The organism is Pseudomonas sp. BP01, assembly GCF_022760795.1.
GTDB lineage: Bacteria > Pseudomonadota > Gammaproteobacteria > Pseudomonadales > Pseudomonadaceae > Aquipseudomonas > Aquipseudomonas putida_Q.
Genome location: NZ_JAFBKA010000037.1, coordinates 39,637 through 53,447, shown reverse-complemented (window position 1 = coordinate 53,447; position 13,811 = coordinate 39,637). Strand labels below are relative to the sequence as shown.

The window sequence follows — 13,811 nt, the reverse complement described above, 5'->3', positions numbered from 1 at the left end:
GTTCAAGCAGCAGGGGGTGCCGGTTGCTCCGGCACCTGCAGCGCTACCCATTGCCAGAACAACACGTAGGTCACACCAAGGATCACCGGGCCGATGAACAAGCCAATGATGCCTTTGACCACCATGCCACCCAGTGCTCCAATCAGCACCACCGGCATCGGTACGTCCACCCCGCGCCCCAGCAGCAGTGGTTTGAGCACGTTGTCGGCCAGCCCGGCGACAAAGGTGTAGATGGCAAAGATGATGGTGGCCACAGTGAAGCCTTCGACGTTGAACACGTAGATGATCACCGGCAGCGTGACCAGGGTGGCGGGTGCCTGGGCAATGCCCAGCATGAGGATGACGATGGCCAGCATGCCGGCCCCGGGCACACCTTTGATCACAAAGCCAACCCCGATCAGCAGCATCTGGATGAAGGCGATGCCGATCACGCCCTGCGCCACCGCGCGAATGGTGGCGGTACACAACTTGGCCAAAGGTTTGCCGCGCTCTTCGCCCGATACCCGCATGGCGATACGCTGCGCGGCGACTTCACCGCGGTCACCGAAGGCCATGATGACTCCGGAAATGATGATCGCACCGATGAACAGAAAAAAGGCCGCACCGGCGCTGGCCGCAGCGCCTAACACCGTAAGCCCGGCACCCTTGATTTGCGGCATCCACTGATTCAGTACGCTGGCCATGTTTTCGGAGGCCGCCAACCATAGCGCATGCACCTTTGGCCCGATCAGTGGCCAGGCGGCCACAGACTCAGGTGGCGTCGGCACGCTCCAGGCCCCGCTCTTGAGCAACGTCACCAGGCTGTCCACCGACTCGCCGATGGACATTACCACCAGGTAGATCGGCACCAGCAGCACCACCAATACCAGTAGCACCACCAGCGTTGCCGCATAGCCATGCTTGAGCCCGGTACGGCGCTGAAGGCGGCAATGCAACGGGTACAAGGTAACCGCCAGGATCACCGCCCACAGCATCAGCTCAAGGAACGGCTGGAACACCTCGAACGCGAATATCACCAAGGCAGCCACCAGGCCAGCCTTGATCAACACATCGAGCAAGCCCCGCGACAGCGCACTGTCCAGCTTGATACCCGGTTGCATGCTGCACCTCCGAACATTCAGTTCGCGTGTGTCTCGATTCAGGGGTCCGTTTCCGGGGTTGCCTGCGCGGGGGGGACGTCGCGCAGCCGCCGCGCCAAAGCCATCATCACCAACGGCACCACGGCCATCGACAGGGTGATGGCCAGTACCAGCAAGTCATGCACCTGTGGCGACAACACCTGATGGTCCCGCGCCAGCTTGAACACCACGAAGGCAAACTCGCCCCCAGAGGCCAGCACCACGCCCAGGCACAGCGCCTGGGATGGGTTGAGGCCTCCGGCCATGCGCCCCAGGCCATACAGCAACGGCAGCTTGATACCCACCAGCAGCAGCGTCAGCCCCAACACCGCCAGCGGCATGCCCAACAGCAGGTGCAGGTCGGCGCTCATCCCCACGCCCACGAAAAACAGCCCCAGCAGCAAGCCCTTGATCGGTTCGACCTGGGTTTCCAGTTCGTGACGAAACGGCGACTCGGCCATCAGCACGCCGGCCAGAAATGCCCCTAGCGCCATCGATACGCCCACGTGCTCCATCAACCAGGCAGTGCCCAGCACCACCAGCAAGGCCGTGGCGGTCGACAGCTCGGGCAGGCCAGAACCCACCGTCCACTTGAACACCGGGGTCAACAGATAGCGACCAAAGATAATCAGCACACCAATGCCCGCAGCCACAGCCAGCAACGGCCAGGCCCCTTCGTCGGCGGTGCTGACATTGCCACCGAGCAGCGGCACCACGGCAATCAAAGGAATGGCTGCGATGTCCTGGAACAACAGGATGGCCACAGCCAGGCGGCCGTGCGGCTTGCCCAGGTCCTTGCGCTCAGCCAGTACCTGTAGGCCAAACGCGGTGGAAGACAGCGCCAGGCCCACGCCCAGCACGATGGCGGCCGGACGCGACTGGTCGAACAGCCAATAGGCCAGTAGCCCAAGCAACACGGCGCTCAGCCCCACTTGCAGCGTACCCACACCGAACAGCGCCCGGCGCATGGTCCACAAGCGCCGGGGCGATAGCTCCAGGCCAATGACGAACAGCAGCATTACCACGCCCATCTCTGAAAGACGCGCCACGTTATCGGGGTTGTTCAGCAGGCCGAGCACCGAGGGGCCGATGAGCATGCCGGCCAGCAGATACCCAGGCACAGCGCCCATCCGCAAACGCTGCGCCAGTGGCACCAGAAGCACCACGGCCAGCAGGAACACCACCGTCGCCTGCAACAGGCTGCCGTCATGTGGCATGAGCTCTTACCCTCGCAGCTCCCCGCAGGGAGGGGTTCAGAAGCGTTCTTCAACGACCTTGAACGGGTAGGCCACAGCCTTGTACTTGCCGATCTTGCCGCGCTTGGGCAGCTTCACCACCTGGTCACGGGTGATGTCCTTGTACGGAATCCGGCTGAGCAAATGGCTGATGATGTTCAGGCGGGCGCGACGTTTATCGTTGGAATGGGCCATGAACCAAGGCGCCCAGGCGGTATCCGACGCGGCGAACATGTCGTCACGCGCCTGGGTGTAGTCATCCCAGCGGGTATACGACTTGAGGTCCATGGGCGAAAGCTTCCACAGCTTGCGGCCATCGTTGATGCGATCCTGCAGGCGGAGGGTCTGCTCCTCGGCGCTGACCTCGAGCCAGTACTTGATGAGGATGATCCCCGACTCGACCATGACCTTTTCGAACACGGGCACACCGGTGAGGAACTTGTCGACGAGTTCGTCGGAGCAAAAGCCCATTACCCGCTCGACGCCTGCACGGTTGTACCAGCTGCGATCGAAGATCACCACCTCGCCCGCTGCGGGCAAATGCCCCAGATAGCGCTGCAGGTACATCTGGGTTTTTTCCCGTTCCGTCGGTGCCGGCAGCGCCACTACGCGAAAAACCCGCGGGCTGACCCGCTCGGTAATGGCCTTGATGGTGCCACCCTTGCCCGCGCCATCACGGCCTTCGAAGACAATACATACCTTCAACCCCTTGGCCACCACCCACTCCTGCAACTTCACCAGCTCCACATGGAGGTGCTTGAGCGCTTTCTCGTACGCCTTGCCGCCCAGTTTTTCTGGCTGTTCCTGGGGGGATTTCTTCCTGGACGGCTTCGACATGACTTTCTCCTGAAGGCGAATGAAGAGTCAGTATGGTCGATTCATGACGGTTTGCCGCTTCGATGCGGGGCTGCGTGCAGCCCCGAAGAGGTACTATTTGGCCAGCTTGTTGTAACTGGTCATCAGGTTGCGGTAGTCCGGGATATGGTTGGAGAACAGGGTACCCAACCCCTCGACGTCGTTACGCCAGTCCCGGTGCAGCTCGCAGGCCACGCCGAACCAGGTCATCAGCTGCGCCCCGGCCGCCTCCATGCGCCGCCAGGCCGAATCACGGGTCAGTTCGTTGAAGGTGCCAGAGGCGTCGGTGACGACGAACACCTCAAAGCCCTCCTCCAGCGCCGACAAGGCCGGGAAGGCCACGCACACCTCGGTGACCACACCAGCGATCAGCAGCTGCTTCTTGCCAGTGGCTTTTACCGCTTTGACGAAATCTTCGTTGTCCCAGGCGTTGATGTTGCCGGGGCGTGCGATGTAGGGGGCGTCAGGGAACTGCTCTTTCAGCTCCGGCACCAGCGGGCCGTTGGGGCCGGTCTCGAAGCTGGTGGTGAGAATGGTCGGCAGCTTGAAGTACTTGGCCAGGTCGGCCAGCGCCAGTACGTTGTTCTTGAAACGGTCGGGGTCGATGTCCCTTACCAGCGAGAGCAGACCGGCCTGGTGGTCGACCAGCAGGACGGCGGCGTTGTTCTTGTCCAGACGCTTGTATTGGAAGGTCACGGTGAACTCCTTGCTTCAGCGGGTTGGGAGTATCAGCGTAGGCAAGGATCAAGGGTGGGACAGACCGTCAGTCGGTTCGCTTGTTGTTGCCTGTACCGGCCTCATCGCCGGCAAGCCAGCTCCCACAAGGTACAGTATCTTCCTTGGGCATCAGGCACGGGGAGATGGCAGAAATGTGGCTGAACATTCGCTGCTGTGAGATGACAGTTGGATAACTGAGGCAGATCTCAATGGGAGCGGGACGTAGCCTACTTGGCAACCCGACGATACTGCTGCTTGGGACTGCGAGGTGAATCGGGATCTGTCATTTCGATCAAGCCAGCAGCCAAGGCCGGGTGCAAATAACTCTTACGGAATGTGGCACGGTGCGAGAGACCCAGCTGATGCATGAGATCACTTGTCTTCAAAGCAACACCAGCGGGCAGCACCTTGAGAAGATTCGCTACTTGGTCGGTTACTTGGTCGGTTACTTGGTCGCTCTCTTTGGCTTCTACAAGCGCACTTAGCAACGCTTCAAGCATGTACTCGACAAACGGGGTAGCTTCAGCAGCCTGGTCAGCCGCAGCCAGCGCTGCGTAGTAAGCGTCCTGCTGCTCACGGATAACGGTTTCGACCGGCAGGTAGGCCATCGCTGGTCGCCACCGGCTAAGCAGCAGGGTTTGCCATAGCCGTCCCATGCGCCCGTTGCCGTCAGCAAACGGGTGGATGAATTCGAATTCGTAGTGGAATACACAGCTGGTAATCAGCGGATGCCAATCGTTGTTCGAGAGCCAATCCAATAAATCGTGCACCAGTGTCGCCACCCGGCTGGCCGGTGGTGCCATATGTAACAGGCGAGAACCCCGATAAATGCCCACACCACCGCGCCGGTAACGCCCAGCGTCGTCTATCAGGCCATGCATCAGCATCCCATGCGCGGCAAGCAGGTCGCTCCAGGACTCGGCACGCCAGTCAGGCATCGCATCGTAGGTAGCAAATGCATTGCGGACCTCCTGAATTTCACGCGGCAGACCTAGAACACGCTTGCCATCCAGCAGCGCGGTTACCTGCTCGACGCTCAGGGTGTTGTTTTCAATGGCAAGCGATGCCTGAATGGTACGAATCCGGTTCCCTCGCCGAAGTTGCGGCGTAAGCGCTGCATTGCGATAGGCAGTCAATAACCCCACTTGCTCACTGACTTCGGCAACCAGAGCCAGAATCCGGGGGGTCACCGTCAGCGGTGGTTGGTAATTGCTCATTGCCTGCAACCTGAAGGGGTGGTGAACGACGCCGGCCATGGAAGAGATCGTCCAAATGCTGGATGCCACAGCTGCAGACACCTTAATCGACACGTTACGCGAGGGTAAAGGAAGCATTGCCATCACTTCACAAATTCCTGAACTGATTATTTGCCTCCAGCGATTTGTCCCCTCTTCAACCACCACCAGAATCGCTTCACCATAATCACAAAAACCGTGAGGCCACTCCCGTGGACCAGACCCTTCAGGTGCGCCAAGCCGCCGCCGACCTCGTTGCGGCGTTTGCCAGCAACGACACCGCCCGCTATTTCACCTGTTTCAGCGAAGACGCCACGTTCCTCTTCCACACCTTGCCGCAATCGCTGCTGTCGCGCCGCGCCTACGAAGACCTCTGGGCGCAGTGGCAGGCCGAAGGTTTTGCCGTGCTTGCCTGCGAGTCGGGCAATGCCCAGGTGAGCCTGCAAGGTGACGTAGCGATCTTCATGCACGATGTGGCCACGCATATCCGCATCGCCGGCGAAGAACACCAGTTGAGCGAGCGCGAGACCATTGTCTTCCGCCGCCAGGGTGACCAGTGGCTGGCCTGCCACGAGCACCTGTCGGTCGTCTCGCCGGCCTGATCACCTTTTTACGCGGCCCTGCCGCCCTGCCATCGCACCCACAAGAAGGCCCGCGCACGCGCAGGCCCACAACAACCGCGCTGGAGCATCACCATGAGCCACTCGACCGGTATCGAGACCAACGGCGTCGAACAGATCCCCGACGATCAACGCGACGCCTCCCCGCTGGACCTGTTTCGCCTGATTTTCGGCGGTGCCAATACCTTCGCCACCGCCGTGCTGGGCAGCTTCCCCGTGCTGTTCGGCCTGTCGTTCCAGGCGGGCGTGTGGGCCATTCTGCTTGGCGTTGGCGTGGGCGCGCTGATTCTTGCGCCGATGGGGTTGTTCGGCGCGCTTAACGGCACCAACAACGCCGTGTCGTCGGGCGCACACTTCGGCGTGCACGGGCGTATCGTCGGCTCGTTCCTGTCGCTGCTCACGGCGGTGGCGTTCTTCTCGCTGTCGGTGTGGAGCTCGGGCGATGCCCTGGTCGGCGGCGCCAAGCGCCTGGCCGGCCTGCCGGAAACCGACCTCACCCTGGGCCTGGCCTATGGCCTGTTCGCGGTGCTGGTACTGGTGGTGTGCATCTTCGGCTTCCGCTTCATGCTGTGGGTCAACAAGATTGCCGTGTGGGCTTCAAGCCTGCTGTTCCTGCTGGGCATCGTTGCCTTTGCCGGGCCGTTCGATGCCGGCTACGCAGGTAGCGTCAACCACGGCCAGGCGGGATTCTGGGCGGCGTTCGTCGGCGCAGCGATCCTGGCCATGAGCAACCCGGTGTCGTTCGGCGCCTTCCTGGGCGACTGGTCGCGCTATATCCCGCGTGAAACGCCCAAGGCGCGCATCATGCTGGCGGTAATTGCCGCCCAGGGCGCAACGCTGATTCCGTTCCTGTTCGGCCTGTGCACCGCCACCTTGGTAGCGACCCAGGCACCGGACTACATCGCCGCCAACAACTATGTGGGTGGCCTGCTGGCGGTGGCGCCAAGCTGGTTCTTCCTGCCGGTGTGCCTGATTGCGGTGATCGGCGGCATGTCCACCGGCACCACTGCGCTATATGGCACCGGCCTGGACATGTCCAGCGTGTTCCCGCGCCTGCTCAGCCGCGCCGGCGCCACGCTGCTGATCGGTGTGCTGGCGATCGGCTTCATCTTCGTCGGCCGTTTCACCTTCAACCTGGTGCAGAGCGTGTCGACCTTTGCGGTACTCATCATCACCTGCACCAGCCCGTGGATGGTGATCATGATCCTCGGCCTGATCACTCGCCGCGGCTTCTACCACGCCGATGACCTGCAGGTATTCACCCGCGGCCAGCGTGGCGGCCATTACTGGTTCCTGCATGGCTGGAACTGGCGCGGCATGGGGGCGTGGCTCCCCAGCGCGGCGGTCGGCCTGTGTTTCGTCAACCTGCCGGGGCAGTTCGTCGGCCCGCTGGGTGACCTGGCTGGCGGCATCGACCTGAGCCTGCCGGTCACCCTGGGGCTGGCCGGCCTGTTGTACCTGGTACTGCTCAACCTATTCCCTGAACCTGCTGGCGTGTATGGCCCCCGGGGCCCGCGTTGGGTGCGTTGCAAAAGCACCGCGCACACGCCTGTGACCACTGCCGAAATGGCCTGACTGGAAACCGACCATGACCAATTCCCACTACATCGCCGGCCGCTGGGTCGAAGGCCAAGGCAGCGACTGCATCAGCGTCAACGACCCTGCGCTAGGGCAACCGTTCGCAGAGTTCATGGCTGCCAGCGTGGCCCAGGTCGACCAGGCCGTAACCGCTGCCCGCAGCGCCCTGCCCGCCTGGAAAACTACCAGCGCGAGCGAACGCGCGGCCTACCTGCGCGGCTTCGCCGAACAGCTCGGGCAACGCCGCGAAGCGTTGATCACCTTGCAAATGCGCAACAACGGCAAGCCGCGACACGAAGCCGAGATCGACCTGGACGACGCCATCGCCACCTTCGGCTACTACGCCGAGCTGGCCGAGCAACTGCCTGCGAAGAATCGCGACGTGCCACTGGCCGCCCCAGGCTTCACCGCGCGCACTCGCCTTGAGCCGGTGGGTGTGGTCGGCCTGATCGTGCCGTGGAACTTCCCGCTGGTGACCAGCGCCTGGAAGCTAGCCCCGGCGCTGGCTGCCGGCTGCACCGTGGTGCTCAAACCATCGGAAGTCACCCCGCTGATCGAACAGGCCTACGGCCAGATCGCCGACGCCCTGGGCCTGCCGGCCGGGGTGCTGAACATCGTCAACGGAAAGGCCGAGACTGGCGCCGCACTGAGCAACCACAACGGCCTGGACAAACTGTCGTTCACCGGCAGCAACAGCGTCGGCAGCCAGGTAATGCGCAGCGCGTCGGCACAGTGCCGGCCGGTGACGCTGGAGCTGGGCGGCAAGTCGGCCATCGTGGTGTTTGACGATTGCGATGTCGATCAGGCAGTAGAGTGGATTGTCGCCGGCATCAGCTGGAACGCGGGGCAGATGTGTTCGGCCACTTCGCGGCTGCTGGTGCAGGACGGTATTGCCGATGCGCTGCTGCCACGCTTGCAGGCGGCACTGGACAACCTGCGGGTTGGCAATCCGCTGACCGAAGAGGTCGACATGGGCCCGCTGACCAGCCAGGCGCAGTGGCTGAAGGTGGCCGGCTACTTTGCCACGGCGCGGGAAGAAGGCTTGCAGTGCCTGGCCGGTGGCAAGGCGTTGGACCGCGACGGCTGGTTCGTCAGCCCTACGCTGTATACCGATGTGCCGAAACATAGCCGCCTGTGGACCGAGGAAATCTTTGGCCCGGTGCTGTGCGCACGCCGGTTTGCCAGTGAGGAACAGGCGATTGCCGAGGCCAACGACAGCCGCTTCGGGCTGGTCGCGACGGTTTGCTCTGCCGACCTGGCGCGCGCTGAGCGCGTGGCCGATGCGCTGGAGGTTGGCCATGTGTGGATCAACTCGGTGCAGGCGGTGTTCGTCGAAACCTCGTGGGGCGGTACCAAGGGTAGTGGCATCGGCCGCGAGCTGGGGCCTTGGGGCTTGTCCGCCTACCAATCGGTCAAGCATGTGACCCGGTGTTTGGGCTGAATTATCAGGGGCCGCTTTGCGGCCCTTTCGCAGGCAAGCCAGCTCCCACCTCGACCGCATATACCTCAAGCTGGGTGCTCCCCTGTGGGACCGGGCGTGCCCGCGAAGAGGCCGGCACAGGTGGAACAAAACTCCGCCCCACGTGACTTTCCCCGCCCGCTGCAAAGTCCCACTTCCTGGTACCCCAACAATCACAACACCAGGCCGGACCACCCATGCACCCTCAACGCACCGCCTTGCACAACGAACTGCACGCCCGCCCGTCGCTGTACTTCGACGGCCCGGCGCATGTCTTCCACCTGGCCTTGCTCGGCGGTGATGCTGCCTGTGCAGCGCTGCTGCAACGCTGCTGCCCGGATGCCCTGGACACCGCTGCCGCGCAAGGCATCACCCGCCTGGATGGCCACCCGTTCAAGTGGGAACGGCACACCGAGTTCTTCACCCTGACACTGGTAGTGCCGTGCGCTGCCGCAGACACCGAATGGCAGCCCCTGCCCCACGTGTTGGCCGAAGCCATCGCCCCGCAGGCGGCGCAGGTGATCAATGCAGTGCAGGTGCTGGTGCGTGACGAACAGGGGCTGGACCTGCCTCGCTATGGTTTCAAAGACCCGTGCGGCTCGTGCGTTGGCGGGGGCGATGCGGTGGTGTGGAGCGATTTCCGCCTGACAGAAGATGGCACCAACCGCTTCCTGTTCATCAATCGCCGCCTCAATGCCTATCGGCAGGGCCGCATGATCCGCCGCCTGCTCGAAATCGAGACCTACCGCATGATGGCCTCGCTGACCCTGGCCACGGCCAAGGCCCTGAGCCACGAACTGGACACTTTCGACAAGACTTTGGTCAGCCTCTCGGAGCGTAGTGCCGGGGGGGACGGCCATGACTCCAAAGGGCTGCTGGACGCCATTGCCCACTTGTCACGCCTGGTGGTCAGCCACACGGTAAAGACCCGCCACCGCTTCGGCGCCACACAGGCCTATGCGCAACTGGTGTTCGAACGCTTGGGCGAGCTGCGCGAAAGCCATGTAGGCGACTGCCAGCGTCTGGGGGTGTTCATCGAGCGTCGGTTCAAACCGACTGTGCGCTATTGCGCGGCTACCGAGCAGCGGCTGGAGCAACTGGCGAAGAACGTGGCAAACCTGGGCGACCTGTTGCAGGCGCGGGTGCAGGTAGAGATGGAAGAACAGAACGCCGAAATCCTGCGCAGCCTCAATGCCCGCGCTGATGCCCAGGTGAAGATCCAGCGGGCGGTAGAGGGGCTGTCGATCATTGCCATCACCTACTACCTGCTGAATTTGTTCAAGCTGCTGTATGGCGGGCTGAATGTGCTGGGGTTGGGGCTGACGGCGCGCGATGGATTGCTGGCCATGGCGCCGCCGGTGCTGCTGGTGTTGTTGGTGATTCTGCTGCGGATCAAGCAGGCCAAGCAGCATTGAATTCGGGGGCGCTACGCGCCCCCGCTCTTTACACCGACTCGTCAGCGGGGCGCGTACCCTCTTGCACCAGCACCATGCTCTGCGGCGAAGACAGCGGAATGCCTTCATCACGCAGGCGACCAAGAATGGTGAACAGCAGGTCGCTGCGGGTACCTGATACCTGCCGCGGCCCCGCCACGTAACCACTGACGCCAATCACCATGCCACTGGTAGTCAGGTCCTTGAACGAAACCGAGGTGGCGGGCGCCTCCAGAATGGCCTCATGCTCGTGGTACGCCGCCAGCAGCAACTCGCGTAACCGGTTGGCATCGGTCTCCAGTGGCAGGGTCAGGGTAATGCCGACCACGCCCAGCGCATTGCCCATGGTCACGTTGCGCACGTTCTGCGAAATGAACTGCGAATTGGGCACGATCACCGTCGAGCGGTCGGACATCTGGATTTCGGTGGCCCGCACATTGATGCGGCGGATATCACCCTCGACACCCGCCAGGCTGACCCAGTCGCCCACCTTGACGGGGCGCTCGGTGAGCAGGATCAGGCCGGAGATGAAGTTTTGCACGATCTGCTGCAAGCCAAAACCGATACCCACCGACAGCGCACTGACTACCCAGGTGAGGCTGGTGAGGTTGATGCGCAGGGTCGACATGACCAGCATGGCCAGGAACAGGAAGCCCAGGTAACCCACCAGGGTCACCAGCGAGGCGCGCATGCCGGCGTCCATGTCGGTTTCCGGCAGCAGGCGATCACTCAGCCAGCGCTTGACCACGCGAATGGCGAACAGGCCGCCGAAGAAAATCGCCAGGGCCAGCAGGATGTCCTGCGGCACGATGTTGAGGTTGCCAAGCAGCTTGCCGCCGGTGCCGTCCCAGTCGCCCAGGCTCATCAGCAGCTCGCTGGGGCTGGTCCCCGACGGCATCAGCGTCAGCAATAGTGCCAGGAACAGCACGATGGTACGGCCGATGCCGGCCAGGATGGTGCTGGCCTGCGCCTGGTGGCGAGGCGCCAGGCCCAAGGTGGAGGCCAGCGCCAAACCACCTGGCTGACGTGGCGACAGCAAGGTTTCGCACAGGTCACCGAAGAAGGTGGTCAGCAGGTACGCACAGGTGACCACCAGGCTGACCCATAGCAATTTGGCGGTGAGGAAGTAGGCGAGCGTCAGGTAGCCGGCGAGCAGAGCCAGCAAGATCAGCGTCAGCCAGATGACCATCACGAACGGGATAAGCCCGGCGAGGCCCGTGGGGCGCTCCAGGTCATGCTTGCGCAAGGTTCGGCGATAACGCAGCAGCGCGCCGGCAAAGATGAATGCCACGACCAGCGCGGTGAGGCCATTGACCGCCACGGTCAGCGCCAGACTGGCGCCGATGACGCTGTTGATGCGCTCCAGGGTCATCATCACCATCAGCGCCAAGGCCAGTACCTTGGGGAACCAACCGAGCGCACTGGCCACTTCGTCATGGATCGACGGCAGGCGCCAGGACGGACGCTGCAGCATCAGCATGGCGCGGCCCAGGCCGGTAATGAAGGCGCTGAACACCACCAGGGTGAGAATGTGGTTGGTGAGGCTGGCGATATCAGAACCTAGATCGGCACTGCTCTCCAGCCCCCAGCGCAGCAGCGATACAGAACCGGCAATGGTACCCAGGGTTGCCAGGCTGACGCCCAGGGCCAAGGCGCTGCGGCGCAAGCGGCCTTCGGGCAACCAGCCGACCATGGCACTGGCCAGCAAACGCTCGAGCACGCGCCGCACCAAGGTCCAGACCAGAATCGCCGCCACCAGGCTGGTAATGAACAGCCAGCGGTTTTCAGCGCTGAAGGCACTGCCGATGGCATCGGCCGCCTCGCCGCGCAGGTCACGCAGACGCGCCACGTCGTCCTGGGTGGGGCGAATGATGCTCTGCCAGAACGCCGGGGTCAGTGGCGAGGCCGCACGGCTGGTAATTTGCGAGTTGAACTGGCTACGGCGCAGGTTGACGATTTGCGTGGAAAGGTCGCGGGCCGACTGATTCAGCTTGGTGGCCTGGTCCTGCTGGGCTACCAGCGCTTTTTTCTCGGCCTCCAGCGCTTTGCGCTGCTGGGTCAGGGTGGCGGCCTCGTCCGGCTGCACCGGGCCGATGACCTTGAGCTTGTCCTCAAGCTTTTCTATGTCGGCGGTGCGCTGTGCACTCAATGCATCAGCCTGGCGCTGAACCTGCATCGCCGCCAGGCGCAACTGCGACAGCAAGTCGTCGTTGGCCTCGCTGGTGACGCCCTGGCGGATCAGGTCCAGCCGGTCGCTCAGCTGTTCGATGCTGGCGTTTTCATCCAGCGCTGGCGCTTCGGCAGCCGCCAGATTGGACAATGGCGTGGCCGGCGCCGACCAGGCCGGGCTGGCAATGGCCAGCATCAGGGCCAGCAGGACCATCAGGCCTGGGCAATAACGGGCAAGGCTGACACGCCTCATCGAAGTATCCTCTTTACAACTCGATTTGGCGGTGGATTCTACGCGGCTTCAGGCAATCAGGAGAGTGCCGTCTCTCGCTTGAGCAGTTGCTGTTTGCGCTCGACACCCCAACGGTAGCCGCTGATGTCGCCGTCCCGACGCACCACCCTATGGCAGGGGATGGCCACGGCGATGTGGTTGGCCGCACAGGCCATGGCCACTGCGCGCACCGCTTTGGGCGCACCGATACGTTCGGCAATGTCGGTGTAGCTGACCCGGCTGCCGGCCGGCACCTCGCGCAACGCCTGCCACACCCGCTCCTGAAACGCCGTACCTTGCACATCCAGGGGCAACGCCAGGCCCAGCGCCGGCGCTTCGACAAAGCCCACCACTTCGGCGACCAACTGTTCGTAGGCGCTATCGCCGCCGATCAGGCGGGCCTTGGGGAACTGGTCCTGCAGGTCGTGCAACAGGGCCTCGGGGTCGTCGCCCAGCAGAATCGCGCAAATGCCCTTCTCGCTCTGGGCCACCAGGATCGCCCCCAGCGAACACTGGCCGAGGGCAAAGTGGATGGTGGCCCCTGCGCCACCGCCGCGGTACTGGCGGGGGCGCATGCCCAGGCGCTGATTGGCGCTTTCGTAGAAGCGGCTGTTGGAGTTGAAGCCGGCATCGTAGATGGCGTCGGTGACTGAACGCTGGCCATCTTCCAGGTGCTCCCGCAGGCGCCGGGCACGGAAGGCGGTGGCATAGGCCTTGGGGGTAACGCCGGTTTCGGCCTTGAACAGGCGGTGCAGGTGGAAGGGGCTGACGGCCAGTAGCGCACTGAGCTGGTCGAGGCTGGGCGCAGGGTCGCTGGTTTCGATCAGGCGGCAGGCGCGGGTGACCAGTTGGCTGTGGCGGGTGGTGCTGGGCTTGCTGATACAACGCTTGCAGGCACGGTAGCCTGCGGCTTCGGCAGCAGCGGGGGTGTCGTAGAACTCGACATTGGTGCGCTTGGCCATGCGTGATTTGCAGCCGGGGTGGCAGTAGACGCCGGTGGTGCGGACGGCGTAGACAAAGTGCCCTGTGGCGGTGGAGTCCCGGGATTCCACGGCTTGCCAGCGTTGGTCGGGGGTGGTGTAGAGATTCATGGGTTAGCATCCAGATAAGTTGTCGCCTGT

Annotated in this window: 12 protein-coding genes; 5 read left to right on the top strand and 7 right to left on the bottom strand. The window is 63.2% G+C overall.

Features of this window, described 5'->3' with window-relative positions:
- Positions 1–2 precede the first annotated feature (2 nt).
- The 5 genes from JOY50_RS24865 to JOY50_RS24845 all read right to left on the bottom strand — a co-directional run bounded on the left by JOY50_RS24865 (position 3) and on the right by JOY50_RS24845 (position 5,142).
- Positions 3–1,100 (bottom strand): AI-2E family transporter, encoded by a 1,098-nt coding sequence (locus JOY50_RS24865; protein ID WP_019470995.1) that lies wholly within the window; start codon positions 1,098–1,100, stop codon positions 3–5.
- A 38-nt stretch (positions 1,101–1,138) separates the two neighbouring features.
- On the bottom strand, positions 1,139–2,335 hold the full coding sequence (locus tag JOY50_RS24860; protein WP_132846699.1) for a monovalent cation:proton antiporter-2 (CPA2) family protein: 1,197 nt from the start codon (positions 2,333–2,335) through the stop codon (positions 1,139–1,141).
- Positions 2,336–2,371: 36 nt separating this feature from the next.
- On the bottom strand, positions 2,372–3,190 hold the full coding sequence (ppk2, locus tag JOY50_RS24855; protein ID WP_132846700.1) for a polyphosphate kinase 2: 819 nt from the start codon (positions 3,188–3,190) through the stop codon (positions 2,372–2,374).
- Between the two features lie 93 nt (positions 3,191–3,283).
- Positions 3,284–3,904: an isochorismate family cysteine hydrolase YcaC gene (gene ycaC / locus JOY50_RS24850; RefSeq protein WP_016484856.1), complete on the bottom strand. Its 621-nt coding sequence runs from the start codon at positions 3,902–3,904 to the stop codon at positions 3,284–3,286.
- 248 nt (positions 3,905–4,152) lie between these two features.
- A complete protein-coding gene (locus JOY50_RS24845) occupies positions 4,153–5,142 on the bottom strand; it encodes a Fic family protein (protein WP_138737763.1) in 990 nt (329 codons plus the stop codon).
- A gap of 37 nt (positions 5,143–5,179) precedes the next feature.
- On the opposite strand from JOY50_RS24845, the gene JOY50_RS24840 reads away from it, so the two are divergent.
- The 5 genes from JOY50_RS24840 (at position 5,180) to JOY50_RS24820 (ending at position 10,232) form a co-directional block, all read left to right on the top strand.
- Positions 5,180–5,347 (top strand): hypothetical protein, encoded by a 168-nt coding sequence (locus JOY50_RS24840; protein ID WP_165931665.1) that lies wholly within the window; start codon positions 5,180–5,182, stop codon positions 5,345–5,347.
- A 25-nt stretch (positions 5,348–5,372) separates the two neighbouring features.
- Positions 5,373–5,762 (top strand): nuclear transport factor 2 family protein, encoded by a 390-nt coding sequence (locus JOY50_RS24835; protein ID WP_243056019.1) that lies wholly within the window; start codon positions 5,373–5,375, stop codon positions 5,760–5,762.
- A 93-nt stretch (positions 5,763–5,855) separates the two neighbouring features.
- Positions 5,856–7,355, top strand: a complete 1,500-nt coding sequence (locus JOY50_RS24830) for a cytosine permease (protein ID WP_243056018.1) — start codon at positions 5,856–5,858, stop codon at positions 7,353–7,355.
- A 13-nt stretch (positions 7,356–7,368) separates the two neighbouring features.
- On the top strand, positions 7,369–8,799 hold the full coding sequence (locus JOY50_RS24825) for an aldehyde dehydrogenase family protein (RefSeq protein ID WP_132846704.1): 1,431 nt from the start codon (positions 7,369–7,371) through the stop codon (positions 8,797–8,799).
- 215 nt (positions 8,800–9,014) lie between these two features.
- Positions 9,015–10,232, top strand: a complete 1,218-nt coding sequence (locus JOY50_RS24820; protein WP_132846705.1) for a DUF3422 domain-containing protein — start codon at positions 9,015–9,017, stop codon at positions 10,230–10,232.
- A gap of 28 nt (positions 10,233–10,260) precedes the next feature.
- Here the strand turns inward: JOY50_RS24820 and JOY50_RS24815 are convergent, their stop codons facing one another.
- Together JOY50_RS24815 and ada are read right to left on the bottom strand one after the other, a co-directional pair.
- Positions 10,261–12,672 (bottom strand): DUF3772 domain-containing protein, encoded by a 2,412-nt coding sequence (locus JOY50_RS24815; RefSeq protein WP_243056017.1) that lies wholly within the window; start codon positions 12,670–12,672, stop codon positions 10,261–10,263.
- 56 nt (positions 12,673–12,728) lie between these two features.
- Positions 12,729–13,781, bottom strand: a complete 1,053-nt coding sequence (gene ada, locus JOY50_RS24810; protein ID WP_243056016.1) for a bifunctional DNA-binding transcriptional regulator/O6-methylguanine-DNA methyltransferase Ada — start codon at positions 13,779–13,781, stop codon at positions 12,729–12,731.
- Positions 13,782–13,811: the final 30 nt, after the last annotated feature.